Source organism: Alteribacter aurantiacus DSM 18675 (assembly GCF_000429705.1).
In the GTDB taxonomy this organism is placed as follows: domain Bacteria; phylum Bacillota; class Bacilli; order Bacillales; family Salisediminibacteriaceae; genus Alteribacter; species Alteribacter aurantiacus.
In genome coordinates this window covers 1,180,593-1,195,658 of the sequence record NZ_KE386941.1, presented here as the reverse complement: position 1 = coordinate 1,195,658, position 15,066 = coordinate 1,180,593, and the positions used below count along the sequence as shown (strand labels likewise).

General features: G+C 40.7%; 14 protein-coding genes. All 14 read left to right on the top strand.

Annotation, left to right across the window (positions count from 1 at the left end; all coding sequences use genetic code 11):
- The first annotated feature begins 323 nt into the window (after positions 1 to 323).
- The gene (locus tag G476_RS0109245; protein ID WP_026689844.1) at positions 324 to 1,076 is read left to right on the top strand and encodes a ClpP family protease; all 753 of its coding nucleotides are present in this window, start codon (positions 324 to 326) and stop codon (positions 1,074 to 1,076) included.
- Entirely contained in the window at positions 1,073 to 1,321 is a 249-nt protein-coding gene (locus G476_RS0109240) for a YlzJ-like family protein (protein ID WP_026689843.1), read from the top strand. Before G476_RS0109245 ends, G476_RS0109240 begins: the two co-directional genes overlap by 4 nt.
- A gap of 195 nt (positions 1,322 to 1,516) precedes the next feature.
- On the top strand, positions 1,517 to 3,913 hold the full coding sequence (locus tag G476_RS0109235) for a DNA translocase FtsK (RefSeq protein ID WP_026689842.1): 2,397 nt from the start codon (positions 1,517 to 1,519) through the stop codon (positions 3,911 to 3,913).
- A 228-nt stretch (positions 3,914 to 4,141) separates the two neighbouring features.
- Positions 4,142 to 4,861, top strand: a complete 720-nt coding sequence (locus tag G476_RS0109230) for a GntR family transcriptional regulator (protein ID WP_026689841.1) — start codon at positions 4,142 to 4,144, stop codon at positions 4,859 to 4,861.
- 448 nt (positions 4,862 to 5,309) lie between these two features.
- Positions 5,310 to 6,608: an EF-P 5-aminopentanol modification-associated protein YfmF gene (gene yfmF / locus G476_RS0109220; RefSeq protein WP_245579650.1), complete on the top strand. Its 1,299-nt coding sequence runs from the start codon at positions 5,310 to 5,312 to the stop codon at positions 6,606 to 6,608.
- Positions 6,601 to 7,896, top strand: coding sequence for an EF-P 5-aminopentanol modification-associated protein YfmH (gene yfmH / locus G476_RS0109215; RefSeq protein ID WP_026689838.1), 1,296 nt, complete (start codon positions 6,601 to 6,603; stop codon positions 7,894 to 7,896). Before yfmF ends, yfmH begins: the two co-directional genes overlap by 8 nt.
- A gap of 1 nt (position 7,897) precedes the next feature.
- Positions 7,898 to 8,623, top strand: a complete 726-nt coding sequence (ymfI, locus tag G476_RS0109210) for an elongation factor P 5-aminopentanone reductase (protein ID WP_026689837.1) — start codon at positions 7,898 to 7,900, stop codon at positions 8,621 to 8,623.
- Positions 8,624 to 8,690: 67 nt separating this feature from the next.
- On the top strand, positions 8,691 to 8,939 hold the full coding sequence (locus G476_RS0109205; RefSeq protein ID WP_026689836.1) for a DUF3243 domain-containing protein: 249 nt from the start codon (positions 8,691 to 8,693) through the stop codon (positions 8,937 to 8,939).
- 216 nt (positions 8,940 to 9,155) lie between these two features.
- Positions 9,156 to 9,929, top strand: coding sequence for a DUF3388 domain-containing protein (locus tag G476_RS0109200; RefSeq protein ID WP_026689835.1), 774 nt, complete (start codon positions 9,156 to 9,158; stop codon positions 9,927 to 9,929).
- A gap of 17 nt (positions 9,930 to 9,946) precedes the next feature.
- Complete coding sequence (locus G476_RS0109195; RefSeq protein WP_026689834.1) at positions 9,947 to 10,846, top strand: helix-turn-helix domain-containing protein; 900 nt, start codon at positions 9,947 to 9,949, stop codon at positions 10,844 to 10,846.
- Between the two features lie 167 nt (positions 10,847 to 11,013).
- Positions 11,014 to 11,592: a CDP-diacylglycerol--glycerol-3-phosphate 3-phosphatidyltransferase gene (gene pgsA / locus G476_RS0109190; protein ID WP_026689833.1), complete on the top strand. Its 579-nt coding sequence runs from the start codon at positions 11,014 to 11,016 to the stop codon at positions 11,590 to 11,592.
- Positions 11,593 to 11,608: 16 nt separating this feature from the next.
- Positions 11,609 to 12,832: a competence/damage-inducible protein A gene (locus G476_RS0109185; RefSeq protein ID WP_026689832.1), complete on the top strand. Its 1,224-nt coding sequence runs from the start codon at positions 11,609 to 11,611 to the stop codon at positions 12,830 to 12,832.
- A 29-nt stretch (positions 12,833 to 12,861) separates the two neighbouring features.
- Complete coding sequence (locus tag G476_RS0109180) at positions 12,862 to 14,439, top strand: DEAD/DEAH box helicase (RefSeq protein WP_035186340.1); 1,578 nt, start codon at positions 12,862 to 12,864, stop codon at positions 14,437 to 14,439.
- 219 nt (positions 14,440 to 14,658) lie between these two features.
- The gene (locus G476_RS0109175; RefSeq protein WP_026689830.1) at positions 14,659 to 14,994 is read left to right on the top strand and encodes a YfjL-like protein; all 336 of its coding nucleotides are present in this window, start codon (positions 14,659 to 14,661) and stop codon (positions 14,992 to 14,994) included.
- Positions 14,995 to 15,066 lie beyond the last annotated feature (72 nt).

Genomic DNA, 15,066 nt, shown 5'->3' with positions numbered 1-15,066 from the left:
CTCCTGCGGCCGTGGGAGCCAGGAGAGACCCCAGAAGGGCTTTGAAGGCATTGAAAAAGTTTAAAATCGAACTTTTTCAGTGCCTTCTTCTCTTTGCCCGAAGAGGTTCGCCGGCACCGCCGCGGAAAGCGAAGAACATTCCGGCTACACCTTTCTTCAACTTTAGTATATTTCAGTAGCAGTTCACCTGCCCGCATACGATTGTTCGGACTTCCTTCTTAAAAAACACTTCTGTCTCAGCCTCTTCTTTTTAATGTACCCGGAATGAAACAGGTAAGATCATTCCATACTACCATTAGAGTCATAATGAGGAGGAAATTGCCATGAACACGTTTTATCATAATGAAGAGCCTACACCGGCCCCTAATCAGCCTCAAGATGGAGGCAAAGGGAAAGAAGGAATACTGGATAAAATCCAACAGCTCGGAGCAACGAATGTTCCTAAGATGGAAGAGTCGAACATACACGTACTCACCATCATCGGTCAGATTGAAGGTCATATGCAACTCCCACCCCAAAATAAAACTACCAAATACGAACATGTCATTCCACAGCTTGTTGCTGCTGAACAAAATAAAAAGATTGAAGGTCTCCTTGTCATATTGAACACCGTTGGTGGAGATGTAGAGGCAGGACTAGCACTGGCAGAAATGATATCTTCATTATCAAAGCCCACGGTTACACTTGTGTTAGGTGGAGGTCACTCCATTGGTGTTCCAATCGCTGTCTCAGCCGACTATAGTTTTATTGCTGAAACCGCTACTATGACAATCCATCCTGTTCGTCTTACTGGACTTGTGATTGGAGTCCCACAAACGTTTGAATACTTGGATAAAATGCAGGATCGGGTGATCAGCTTTGTTACAAGAAATTCTAATATATCAGAAGAGAAGTTCAAAGATCTAATGCTATCAAAAGGCAACCTTACTCGTGATATTGGAACGAACGTGATTGGTGATGATGCAGTAAAATACGGCATGATCAATGAAGTTGGAGGAATCGGTAGCGCAATTAAGAAATTGAATGAACTGATTGAAAAACAGAAATCTCAGTCCGGGGGGGACGTGGTTCAATGATTCTTTACACATACCAACCGCAAAACCTTGTATTTCCAACAAATGATGATGAGTATAGTAAACAACAAACCTTACCGATTCCTGGCGGTTCCCTCGTAGTCGAAGCTACAAATGATGTTCAAAGCGGTGCCAATAAATATAGAGTAGTGAGGCTTATGAGTACGGATCCGAATATGTACTTAAATAGTAACTATCAGCCAGGTAGTCTCCTCGATCCTAAGTTTATTACCGGTGGTATGGAATAAGAGGAAGGTAGGACCAATGCTCCCTTCCTTCACCAATGATCGTATGCTAAAATGAAAACAAGCGTTCGAGTCTGCAAGCAGCCAAAGACTATGGCTGCTTGTTTTTGTGACAAAACAAGACAAAGGCATTTTGAGTAGGCTCTAGAATAATACATATATGAAGGCAGAGCCTTTACATAAGTTGAGGTGACAGTAATGACAAAAAGAAGACGAAAAAAACAAAAGTGGAAATCCCAACTTACCTACGAGCTGGCAGGTGTATTTTTACTTGTAATCTCGACTGTAGCTTTTGCTAGATTAGGGTTTGCTGGAGAGGGAATCGTCCAACTTTTCAGATTTGTATTAGGGGATTGGCATATCCTTATGACGATCGGTCTTTTACTTCTTTCCTTTTATTTTATGATAAAACGAAAATGGCCAACCTTTTGGACGAGAAAAATGACGGGTGGTTATGTATTGATTTTCGCCATCGCCCTCCTTACTCATGTTCGATTGTTTGAGGCCCTTTCTGAAGCAGAAGCATTCACGGATCGATCCGTAATTATGAACACCTATTATCTTTTTATGATGCAATTGAGCGGAGAAACAGGGATTGAAAGTTTAGGAGGGGGAATGGTTGGTGCTCTTGGCTTTAGTATGACCCACTTTTTATTTGCATCAGGAGGAACCATTGCCTTTGCAATCGGACTTATCTTTGCGGCAATTATTTTAATTACAGGGCGCTCTGTAACCGATGTGTTGAAGAAGGGTCTTGACCGTATCCTTGCCTATGTTAAAAAGATGTTTGCATCTATTGGAGCTTGGGTCATTGAAAGTGTTCAGTCGATGAAAGAAGCGATTGATGAAAAGAGAAAAGCGTTGAAAGAAGAAGCGAAAGAACGGAAAAAAACACCAACTTCACCATCTGTAAAAACAGAAGAAAAACCTGCGGGAATCATCGAGCCTGAAGAAGAACCGATCATTTACGATTTTTCTACGAAAGCATATGAAGGAAAAACAAACGAAATTGACCAAGCGGAAGAGACTGCACCGATGTCATCTTCGGTAAATCAGAGCTCAGATAGAGAAGAAATCAAACCCATTCCTGATGAGGAAGAAGAGGTTATTCCTGTTCCGACTGCTTCTTTGGCTGTTATTTCAAGGGAGAATGAAAATTATGAGCTTCCTGATGCTGGTCTCTTGAATAATCCGAAGAAAACAAATCAAACAAAAGAACATCATTTATTATCAAAAAATGCAAGGAAACTTGAACAGACTTTGGAGAGCTTTGGGGTAAAAGCGAAAGTGACGGAAGTTCATCTCGGCCCATCCGTTACAAAGTATGAAGTTTATCCTTCTGCTGGAGTGAAAGTGAGTAAAATTGTAAATCTTAGCGATGACCTTGCCTTGGCTTTGGCTGCAAAAGACATTCGTATTGAAGCACCAATCCCGGGTAAATCCGCTATTGGAATCGAAGTACCAAACCAAGAAGTTTCCCTTGTTACTCTAAAAGAGGTACTAGAGGCAAAAACAATGCTCGACTCAGACAACCCCCTATCGATTGGTTTGGGGCGTAACATTTCAGGTGAAGCTGTTATTGCGGAGCTAAACAAAATGCCTCACCTTCTCGTCGCCGGTGCAACAGGGAGCGGAAAAAGTGTGTGTATCAATGGCATTGTCGTAAGTATCCTTATGAGAAGTAAGCCTCATGAAGTGAAGCTTATGATGATCGATCCTAAGATGGTTGAGTTAAACGTTTATAATGGCATCCCTCACCTTTTATCGCCCGTAGTTACCGACCCTAAAAAGGCTTCTCAAGCGCTCAAGAAAGTGGTATCCGAGATGGAGCGTCGCTACGAGCTGTTTGCGGACTCAGGCACTAGGAATATCGAAGGCTACAACGCTTATGTGAAAAGGGAGAACCAAAAGAGGCCGGAAGAAGACCACCATCCTTATTTACCGTTCATTGTCGTGATCGTGGACGAGCTTGCTGACTTAATGATGGTCGCCTCGTCAGATGTAGAAGACTCGATTACACGCCTTGCACAGATGGCCCGAGCGGCAGGCATTCATTTAATTATTGCAACTCAAAGGCCGTCTGTTGACGTGATTACGGGTGTTATTAAAGCAAATATTCCGTCTAGAATTGCTTTTGGTGTATCGAGTTCCACAGACTCAAGAACCATTCTTGATATGAACGGGGCAGAAAAGCTCCTCGGTAGAGGGGATATGTTGTTTATTCCTGTTGGTGCTTCCAAGCCAACAAGGATTCAAGGTGCTTTCTTAAGTGATGAAGAAGTAGAACGAATTGTGAATTTCTGTATTGAACAACAAAAAGCACAGTATGCAGAAGAGATGATTCCTGAAGAAGGAGATCAAGAATCACATGGTGCAGTAGAAGACGATTTGTATGATGAAGCTGTTCAACTTATTACTGAAATGCAAACGGCTTCTGTTTCCATGCTTCAGCGCCGTTTTCGTATTGGCTATACTCGTGCCGCCAGATTGATTGATGAGATGGAAGTAAGAGGCATAGTTGGACCCTATGAAGGAAGTAAACCAAGGGAAGTCCTTGTCGCAAAATCACAAGACGACCAAGTCTCAAATGGATAAAGATCTGTTCCCGGTACGATTTAGCTCGTACCGGGATTTATTATGTTAGACACCGAACGGAGTTTAAAGGATATAGCTTTGGGGAAATGGTTGAACCAGTTGAACCAGTTGAACCAGTCTACCTTAAGAAAGCGCTTGTAAAAATGCTAGTCTTCATTCGGGTTTCGTGATAAAGTTAATTTAGCTATTTATTGTAGAGATATAAAAGGGTGTAAGGGGAGTGGATTTATGATTAAGTCCGACCATCGGCCGCTTTATTTGCAGGTCATTGACCGGATTAAAGAAGATATTGAAAAGGGCCATTATGAACCTGGTGAGAGATTACCTTCAGAGTTCGGCTTATCCAAGCAACTAGGTGTGAGTCGTGCAACGTTAAGGGAAGCTCTTCGGATGCTTGAAGATGAAAGTATTATCATCAGACGGCATGGAGTAGGAACATTTGTTAATTCAAAGCCACTTTTTTCTTCCGGAATAGAAGAATTGAATAGTGTGACGGACATGATAAAAACAAGTAACATGGAGCCTGGAACGATCTTTTTATCTTCAACAGTTCAGCCGGCGTCAGAAGATGACTGTATTCGATTCAACGATTTAAACTTAAAGGAGATTATTATCATCGAGCGAGTTCGTACGGCAAACGGGCAACCGGTTGTCTACTGTCTTGATAAACTTCCGAAACGACTATTGCCGGAGTATGTCTCCCATAAAGAAGAATCCATTTTTAATCAGCTTGAATCATCAGGTACTTCCATCAGTTATGCCCACACACAGATCGAACCGATTGGTTTTCACGATAAAGTTTCTGAAATTTTGGACTGTGAACCGGAAACCTCTCTTTTGACGTTGAAGCAAATGCACTTTAGCTTGCAAGAAACACCGGTATTATATTCTATCAATTACTTTAGAGCAGATAAGTTCAAGTTCCATGTAATAAGAAAAAGAGTTTAATTAAAGGACGAGGCTTAGACATCGAGTGTTTAGAGTAGAGTCCGAACAATTCGCTATGAGAGCGAATGAAATATACGTTGCCTTCTGTGAGGGATCAAAAGGGAAGTATATTTTTGTAGCGGTTTTTTTGCACCGCTTCCTATTGTTCGGAATTCCATTCATAATAAACACTGCTGTCCCACCCTCGTTTTTTTTGTTTTCTTTTCAAACAGATCTTGTAACATCATTTACTGATTCCATATGCCAAAAAGCTGAGATCCTCGGGGAAAACATCACAAAGGAAGGAAAGATGACGAAGTAAATAAAAATTTTAGTAAACAGAGGAATATTTTGCATTCTTTACACCTTTTTCGCTACAATCAGTGTATAAACACAAAAGAAAGGTATCCTAAGTGTTGAACCTAACTGGATTTTGCCTTAATTCTCGAAACTCAAGGAGGGTAATGATTTGGAATCAGTGAATGTAAATCAATTTACAGAAGGTCCTGTCCGTGTCCACGTCATACAGTCGAAAACGTATAAAACAAATACGCTCGTTCTACATATGCGGGCACCACTTACAAAAGAAGATCATACAAAACGGGCTCTGTTACCGCTAGTTTTGCAAAGCGGTTCAAAAGACTTTCCTACCCGTCAAAAAATTCGTCAAACTCTTGATGGCTTATATGGAGCGTCTCTGACGGGAGATGTGAATAAAAAGGGAGAAAACCATCTTGTTTCTTTTAAATTGGAGGTTGCCAATGAGCGGTATCTAAAAGATGATACCCCCTTGTTGGAAGAAGCTTTTAAGATGATGACATCTGTGGTGGCAAACCCGTTGCTTGATGGAGACGGTTTTAAGGAATCCATTTTAAAGAGTGAGAAAAGAAACTTAAAACAGCGTATAGAAAGCGTTTATGATGATAAAATTCGCTATGCGAATATGAGACTTAACGAGGAAATGTGTCAAGACGAAGCATATGGTCTATTCGTATATGGTGATGCAGAAGAGTTGGACGGCATTAGCCGGGAATCACTTTACGAATATTATCAAAAAGTTGTTCAAGAGGACGATCTTGACTTGTTTGTTGTAGGTGATGTTGATGTGGATCAAGTAAAGACACTTGTTAAAAACCATCTTACATTACCGGCGAGAAGCAACGATTCGAAACGTGTCCAGGAAAAAAAGCAAGAACAAAAGAAAATGGTTGAAGAGAATGAAGTTGTTGAAGAACAGGAGCTTAAACAAGGGAAGTTGCACCTTGGCTACCGAACGAATATTACGTACCAAGATGATGATTACTTCGCCCTTCAGCTTTTTAACGGGTTGTTCGGTGGATTTTCACACTCGAAGCTCTTTATAAACGTCCGAGAAAAAGCGAGCCTTGCTTATTATGCCGCGTCTAGAGTAGAAAGTCATAAAGGGCTATTAATGGTGATGAGCGGAATTGAGACTTCCAATTATGAAAAAGCGTTAACGATTATTCGTGAACAAATGGAAGCGATGAAAAACGGTGACTTTGAAGAAGAGCAACTTGAACAGACGAAAGCCGTCTTGAAAAATCAGCTCCTTGAGACGATGGATGCACCAAGAGGTCTTGTAGAACTGATGTATCATAATGAGTTGGGAAGTAAAAAGCGAGAACTCGATGATTGGATTCCAAATATCGAAAAGGTGACAAAAGAAGACGTTGTACGAGTAGCGGAAAAAATAGAGCTGGATACGATTTACTTTCTTAAAGGAACGGAGGGTGACTCTAATGAATAAACAGTCCTTTGATCAGCTAAACGAAACCCTTTATTATGAGCAGCTTGAAAATGGATTGGACGTTTATATCCTTCCTAAAGCAGGGTTCAATAAAACATTTGCTACTTTTACTACGAAATACGGTTCAATTGATAATAATTTCATTCCCTTAGGTGAAAAAGAGGCACTAAAAGTCCCGGATGGAATTGCTCACTTTCTTGAGCACAAGCTGTTTGAGGATGAAGAAGGGGATGTTTTTCAACTCTTCAGTAAGCAAGGAGCTTCTGCTAACGCTTTTACAAGCTTTACAAGAACGGCTTATTTGTTCTCAAGTACGTCTAAAGTGGAAAAAAATTTGAAAACACTCATCGATTTTGTGCAAAAGCCTTATTTTACAGAAGAAAGTGTTGAAAAAGAAAAAGGGATTATCGGTCAAGAAATTAAAATGTACGACGATAACCCTGACTGGCGCGGATACTTCGGTTTGATTAGCAATTTGTATGAATATCACCCTGTAAAGCTTGATATTGCGGGAACGATTGAATCAATTAATGAAGTGACTAAAGACTTGCTTTACACCTGTTATGAAACGTTCTATCACCCAAACAATATGCTTTTATTCATTGTAGGAAATGTGAAGCCGGAAGAAATCATGACCTTGGTGAAAGAAAATCAAGCTAATAAAGACTTTCCTCAGCCTGAAAAAATCGAGCGCTTTTTCGAAGCTGAGCCACCTGAGGTGTTTAAAGCCTCTGAAGAGTTAAAAATGAACGTGAAAACCGGTAAGTGTCTTGTTGGATTTAAAGACCGAAGCCCTGATCGTCAAGGAGAAGAGTTGTTAAGACACGAACTTTCCATTAATGTCCTGTTGGAAATGATGTTTGGTCAAAGTTCGAAAAATTATGAGGCACTTTATGAAGAAGGTTTAATTGACGATACATTTTCCTTTGATTATTCTGGAGAATTAGGCTTTGGTTTTTCTGTCATAGGCGGTGATACATCAAAACCCGATGAGCTTTCTGACCGGATAAAATCCATGGTCGAAGAATTTGTAAAAGGTGATCTAGATCAAGGAACCGTTGAGAGTATTCGAAAAAAGAAAATCGGATTTTTCCTAAAGTCGCTCAATTCCCCAGAGTACATTGCGAATCAATTTACCCGTTATCAATTTAACGAGATGAATTTGTTTGATGTGATTCCAGTATTGGAATCCTTGACTATTGATGACCTTACTGATGCAATGGGGGAGCATTTTAAGACGGATACGCAGTTCACAAAATGTCTAGTAAAGCCTAAAGGAGACCGGTAATGTGCCTGTAGCCTTTGTGACAGGTGCCAGTGGAACGATTGGCCAATCCATAGCCGTTTCGTTGGCACAAAAAGGATATTCCCTGATTCTTCACTACAACAATAATAAAGAAGCGGTTCTGGAGACCTCAAATAGAATCCTTACAGCAAGTGGTGAAGAGCCAAACATTGTTCAAGGAGACTTGAGCGATCCGACAAGTGTTTCAGAGCTATGTGACAAGATTAAAGTAGTCCCAGATGTGCTCGTTCATAACAGCGGTAAAAGTTATACAGGTCTCGTTCAGGATTTTCAACAGACTGATTTGGAAGGAGCATTGCAATTGGGCTTGATTGCTCCGTATCAAATCACAAATCATTTTTTGCCCGATATGATAAAAAGAAAGTCCGGAAAAATTATTGTCATTTCTTCCGTATGGGGTTTGACCGGGGCTTCTTGTGAAGTGTTGTACTCCATGGTCAAAGGAGGATTGAATGCTTATGTAAAGGCTCTTGCAAAGGAGCTGGGCCCTTCTGGTATACAAGTGAATGCCGTTGCCCCAGGATTCATTCAATCCAACATGAACAACGTCTTCAGTAACGAGGAAATCGAGGAAGTAGTTTCAGACATACCTGCTGGAAGACCGGGAACGCCTGAAGAAGTGGCTGAGGCGGTGTGTTATCTTGCTTCTCCTTTTGCGTCTTATGTTTCAGGTCAGATTCTTAGTGTAAATGGCGCTTGGTACTGTTAACTTCCATGCATAGTTCTTCTTGTCTTTTGAAAAACTAAAGGAGAATTAAATAAAGGGAGGGTACACCATGAGTGTCTTAGACAATTGGGATCAATGGAAACACTTTTTAGGTGATCGTTTAGAGCAAGGTAAGCATGAAGGCATGAACAACCAAGTTGTTTCTGAAGTTGCTTATCAAGTTGGGGAATACTTGGCTGAACAAGTTGAACCTAAGAATGAGCAGGAAGCGGTTTTAGCCGATCTTTGGCGAGTGGCTTCTGAAGAAGAGCAACACGCGATCGCTAATATGATGGTAAAATTAGTGCAGCAGAAATAACGTCAGTATAAAAGGTGTCGCCTCCCAGGCGATACCTTTTGTCGTTAACTACAGATTCTGGCTAAACACAATTTAGTGAACAAGTCGGTCGTAACATCTCTTAGAATTAAAAAAAGTATGAATTCACTAACGAAACTCTTTCAATGGTGAAAAAAATACATTATGATAATAGAATGAACAAAGCCTGTACAATTGTGCAGATGAGAGGAGCACATAATGGAAAAAAAAGAGTGGTACCTCGAATATCAAATACATGAAAACCGCCCTGGTCTATTGGGTGAAATTGCTTCTTTACTCGGGATGCTTAGAATTAATATTGTCACGATTAACGGAGTCGAACATCAACGAAGAGGAATGTTGCTTCGAAGCGAAAGTGATGAAGCAATTGAACGTCTTAAATTCATTCTAGAAACAATGGATATTATTACGTTGAGAAAAATTCGGGAACCGAAGCTCCGGGACCGTCTGGCTGTTAGACATGGGCGTTACATAGAAAGAGATGAGGATGAGAAGAAGACATTTCGATTCGTACGGGACGAACTGGGGTTATTAGTCGATTTTATGGCCGAGTTGTTTAAAAAAGACGGTCACCGACTCGTTGGAATTAGAGGTATGCCACGTGTAGGAAAAACGGAATCGGTTGTTGCTGCAAGCGTCTGTGCAAGCAAACGTTGGTCGTTTTTAAGTTCTACTCTTTTAAGACAAACGATTCGAAGTCAATTGGCAGATGATGAATTTTCAGAAAATCACATTTATATTATTGACGGGATTGTTTCAACCATGCGTGCTTCAGAAAAACACCGCATGCTTGTATCTGATATCATGCGACTCCCGGCAACAAAAGTAGTAGAGCACCCCGATATTTTCGTAAGAGAAACAGAATACACGCTAGAGGACTTTGATTATATTATTGAACTAAGAAGCGATGAATCAGAGGAAATTACATATGAAGCTGTAGATTCAGGTTTTTCATCCTTTGATATTAGTTAGCATGGAAGGTGTTTGCATTGTCAGAATTAGGATTGCGTTTGAAAACAGCCCGAGAAGAACGAGGTCTGTCGTTAGAAGAATTGCAAATCAAAACAAAAATACAAAAACGGTACTTACTTGCTATTGAAGAAGGGGCTTTTGATAGGCTACCGGGTGAGTTTTACGTAAGAGCTTTTGTTAAGAATTACGCAGATGCGGTAGGACTTGACCCTGAACTCTTATTTGTAGAACACAAGGATGAACTACCTCAACCGAAAAAAGAGTCATCACAGCTCCCACCTAGAACAAGTAGGAAAAAAAACAACGAATCAAATGTAAAAAAAGTGACAAAAAATTCAAGATTCGCGTCCCTTCTTCCCACATTTATTGTGGCACTTATCATTATTCTTCTCATTGTGGTTATATGGGCCTTTAATCTTGAAAGACCGGATTCAAATGCTGTGCCACGGGAAAGTGAAACACCAGGGGATTTCGATGATAGTGGTGCCCCTATAGAGGAAGATGAGGTTGAGGCAATGGATGAATCAACTTCCGATGAGATTGATGAAGAGGAAATTACTGAAGAGAACGTAGAAGAGCCGGAAATTGATGAGCAAGAACAAGAGATTACTGTTGATTCTATTGAAGATAGAAACACGGAAGTTACCCTGTCAGGGACAGATGCGTTCGAGCTTCAGATTGTTACAACAGGGGCAAACTATATGAGGATCGAAATCGATGGAGAGGTTGAAGAAGATACTACGTTTCAAAACTCTGTTGATCTCACATACGATTTGACAGATGCTGAAAGTATCTTCATACGAACAGGGAACGCTCCGGGAGTTAGCTTGTTCATCAATGGAGAATCCTTTGACTTTCCTTTGGACGCAAGTGAGAACGATGTTCAAAACCTAATCATCAATTTTGAGCAAGATTAATGCGATAGTGTTAAAATGCTGCTCCTAAGTGGGCAGCGTTTTGTTTTCATTTACTTGTTTATCGTTTATTATTCGCAATCCTTGGTTTAGTTTGGTAAAATTGAAAAAGATTCTATAGGAATAAACGGATAAAGTGTGTGGACTGCCCGTATAAAAGGAGGCTCAACATGAACGTACCAAATCAAATTACAATCTCCAGAATTTTCCTTATTCCGTTATTCATGATTTTCCTTCTCATTCCTTTTAATTGGGGGGAATGGTCTATCCTCGGGGCTAGTATCCCGATCTCCCACTTTGTGGCTGCGGTCGTCTTTATTATCGCTGCTTCAACGGATTGGCTAGATGGATACTATGCCAGAAAATACAACTTGGTAACAAATATGGGGAAATTCCTTGATCCGTTGGCTGACAAGTTATTAATAACAGCCGCTTTTGTATGCCTTGTGGAACTAGGCATGTTCCCGGCTTGGGCTGCGATCGTTATTTTAAGCAGGGAGTTTGCGGTAACAGGTTTACGCCTTGTTGCAGCAGCTGATGGTGATGTGATAGCTGCTAGCTCATGGGGCAAGTGGAAAACGGTGAGTCAAATTGTTGCAGCAGCTGCTTTAATGCTACATAACGTGATCTTTGAAGCTTTTAGTATTCCATTCGATACCATTATGATTTATGTTGCCGTCGTTTTAACGGTATTTTCAGGATGGGATTACTTTGTAAAAAACAAACATGTGCTATCAAAATCAAATTAGACCCAGGGGGAACGGGATGAACGCAGAAATTATTGCTGTAGGCTCTGAACTGTTACTCGGTCAAATTACAAATTCCAATGCCCGCTTCCTGTCTGAAAAAATGACAAATCTAGGGATCAATGTCTATTTTCACACGACAGTTGGCGATAATAAAGGACGACTTACAGAGGCGATCCGCATAGCTGAGAAGCGTGCGGACTTCATTGTCTTAACCGGGGGACTTGGACCGACAAAAGATGATCTGACGAAAGAAACTTTAGCCGATTACTTGGGTAAAGCGCTTGTGATTGACGAAGAAACATTAAACACCATAACCTTGTTCTTTAAACAACGGAAGCAGACAATGACACCAAACAATAAAAAGCAAGCTCAAGTGCTTGAAGGGTCTCATGTGTTCGTTAACCATTATGGTCTAGCTTGCGGCTTAAAGACTAATACAAAACCCGCCTTTCTCCTTTTGCCCGGCCCGCCAAAAGAAATGTACCCAATGGTGGAAGAACAGGTAATCCCCTATTTGGCGAAAAAGCAAGGAGCCTCAGACGTTGAAATTTCGTCGCGAGTTCTTCGGTTTTTCGGAATTGGTGAATCAACGTTAGCAGATATGTTGGATGATCTGATAGAAAATCAAACAAACCCTACGATTGCTCCTTTGGCATCTTCGGGAGAAGTTACCCTTCGCCTCACTGCAAAAGGGGACACGGATGAAAATAGTCTTGCGCTAGACAAGCTTGAAAAGACCATTCTTGAATCAACCCGTTCTTATTTTTATGGATATGGAAAAGATACGTTACCGACTGTACTTGGTAACAAGTTAAAGCAAGAGAAACTCACGCTTGCTTCAGCCGAGAGTTTGACAGGAGGCATGTTCGGAGAATGGATGACCGGATTGGTAGGGGCTTCTTCCTTTTATAAAGGGGGCGTCATTTGTTATGATGCAAAGGTGAAACAAAACCTTCTAGGAGTAGAAGAGAAGACCATTAAAAATGCGGGAACTGTGAGTATGGAATGCGCCGAAGAGCTTGCCCAAAATGCAAGAAAGATCCTTAATGCAGATATTGGGATCAGTTTTACCGGTGTAGCAGGTCCTGATTCATTAGAAGGAAAAGAACCTGGAACGGTCTATATCGGCATCGCCAAAAAGTCCGGTACGAAAAGCTTCCCATTGCATTTAGCGGGCAGCCGTGATCAAATCAGGGAACGTGCAGTCAAATATGGGTGCTTTTACTTATTAAATGAATAACGAAAGAGTTAAAGGTGGATGAGAAGTTTATGAAATTTGATGATTTTCAAATATCGGAACCGATTAAAAAAGCAATCACAGATATGGGATTTGAAGCCCCTTCACCGATACAAGAAAAGGTCATTCCTGTAATTTTGGATGGAAACGATGTAATCGGCCAAGCCCAGACGGGTACAGGAAAGACAGCGGCTTTTGGAATTCCATTAATTGAAAAAATTACAAATGACAATCATATTCAAGCCATGATATTAACACCTACAAGAGAACTTGCGATCCAAGTGGCAGGAGAGTTGCAGAAGCTTTCCAAGCATAAAAATGTCATTACATTACCAATTTATGGTGGTCAATCTATTGGTCATCAGATTAAAGCTTTAAAAAGAGGCGTGCATGTGGTTGTTGGTACACCAGGGCGTGTGTTGGATCATATCAACCGTAAAACGTTGAACCTATCAAAAATTCATACATTTATCTTGGATGAAGCTGACGAAATGTTGGACATGGGTTTCATTGAGGACATTGAAAAAGTATTGAAGATGGTCAACCGAGATCGTCAAATGATGTTGTTTTCTGCAACCATGCCACCACCTATTCGAAAGCTATCCAATAAATATATGAACACACCAAAGCATGTCACAATTAGTAAAGGTGAAGTAACAGCACCATCAATATCCCAAGTGTATTATAAGGTACTTGAGAAAAATAAGCTGGACTCCCTTTGTCGAGTTATTGACAGTGAACATATTGAACTCGGAATTATTTTTTGCCGTACAAAAAAGGGTGTAGCCGAGCTTACTGAGGCGCTTCAGGCTAGGGGATATATGGCTGATGGTCTTCATGGAGACTTAACACAGTCCCAGCGTGACGGCGTTATGCGTAAATTCAGAGACTCTAACATTGAGTTCCTCGTTGCAACCGATGTGGCTGCCCGCGGACTTGACGTGGAAAATGTGTCTCATGTTATTAACTATGATATCCCGCAAGATCCAGAAAGCTACGTTCACCGTATCGGTAGAACAGGACGTGCAGGAAGAGAAGGGCTTGCTCTTACCCTTGTTACTCCTAGAGAAATGAAGCATTTGCGTTCAATTGAAATTGAAATCAAAATGTCAATCCCTTCTCAAAACCTTCCTTCTATAGAAGAGGTTGTTGAAAAACAACAGGAATCATGGAAGAAACAAATCATCGATCTAATGGAACAACATGATGAGACTGATTTGTATGAAGGAATCGTAACGGACCTGCTCAAGGAATATCCTCCTGAAAAGGTTGTTACTTCTCTATTGAAACTTTCATTCTACGGACATGATAATCTTGCGGATGAAACGTACAACTTTGGAGATACAGGTGCACAAAAAGGAATGACTCGCTTCTTTATTAACGTTGGACGCAACGTGGACTTAACACCGAAAAAATTGGTTGAAGAAGTAGCTGAATTAGCCGGTATCCCTGGCCGTACAATCGGAAAGATTGACATTTTTGAAAACTTCACGTTTATAGAGGTTCCGGAAGAATCAGCTCCATTTGTTTATGAAGCAATTAAATACTCCCGCTTAAATGGTGCAAGAGTTAATCTTGAACCAGCTAAACCGAGACCCAAAAGACGGTAAGTGTTAGGAAAAATAAAACGGCATGAGTGCTTGAACTCATGCCGTTTTGTCGTGATAAAAGTTCCTGTACATCTCTTTTTCATCTAGCCCGAGTATGTTCACCTTCACCACAAGCCAACATTTCAAATTTACTTTTCTGATAAAAATAGTCGGAAATAGTTCCAAAACAAAACCTTCTCACTTATACTGTACATAATAAGGATGTGTAGGAGGGATACGATGCTTCGTAGGTTATTAATTTTTTTCTCTATTTTAGTGCCGCTATCAATTGTGTTCGGATATTTTTATTTGAATGGAGCCCCTTGGACACATACAGCTGCAAAGGATCATGCGAAGTCTTTTATCGCTTTTGAATATAGTGTGGACAAAGAGGACCTTGAGACTGTATCTTCCCAATATTCCCGCAGTCAAGATCGTTACGCGGTGAAAGTAAAACATAAAGAGGATCAGAGTACGTACGAGGTTGCAATACGAATGGAAGGCCAAAGAGAAGCAGGACTAACTTTCGATGTTACGGGCCAATATGATTCTTTTGGAACGGCTTATTGTCATTAGAGAAAGGTGAGTAATACACGCCCTTAAAAGAGCCCTTAGGATTTTGTAAATGATTGAGGATTGTGGACGAAA

What these genes read in the sequence shown, in the direction of transcription:
- G476_RS0109245 (WP_026689844.1), top strand. Translation starts at nt 324, where the DNA reads ATGAACACGTTTTATCATAATGAAGAGCCTACACCGGCCCCTAATCAG.
- G476_RS0109240 (WP_026689843.1), top strand. Translation starts at nt 1,073, where the DNA reads ATGATTCTTTACACATACCAACCGCAAAACCTTGTATTTCCAACAAAT.
- G476_RS0109235 (WP_026689842.1), top strand. Translation starts at nt 1,517, where the DNA reads ATGACAAAAAGAAGACGAAAAAAACAAAAGTGGAAATCCCAACTTACC.
- G476_RS0109230 (WP_026689841.1), top strand. Translation starts at nt 4,142, where the DNA reads ATGATTAAGTCCGACCATCGGCCGCTTTATTTGCAGGTCATTGACCGG.
- yfmH (WP_026689838.1), top strand. Translation starts at nt 6,601, where the DNA reads ATGAATAAACAGTCCTTTGATCAGCTAAACGAAACCCTTTATTATGAG.
- G476_RS0109205 (WP_026689836.1), top strand. Translation starts at nt 8,691, where the DNA reads ATGAGTGTCTTAGACAATTGGGATCAATGGAAACACTTTTTAGGTGAT.
- G476_RS0109200 (WP_026689835.1), top strand. Translation starts at nt 9,156, where the DNA reads ATGGAAAAAAAAGAGTGGTACCTCGAATATCAAATACATGAAAACCGC.
- pgsA (WP_026689833.1), top strand. Translation starts at nt 11,014, where the DNA reads ATGAACGTACCAAATCAAATTACAATCTCCAGAATTTTCCTTATTCCG.
- G476_RS0109185 (WP_026689832.1), top strand. Translation starts at nt 11,609, where the DNA reads ATGAACGCAGAAATTATTGCTGTAGGCTCTGAACTGTTACTCGGTCAA.
- G476_RS0109180 (WP_035186340.1), top strand. Translation starts at nt 12,862, where the DNA reads ATGAAATTTGATGATTTTCAAATATCGGAACCGATTAAAAAAGCAATC.
- G476_RS0109175 (WP_026689830.1), top strand. Translation starts at nt 14,659, where the DNA reads ATGCTTCGTAGGTTATTAATTTTTTTCTCTATTTTAGTGCCGCTATCA.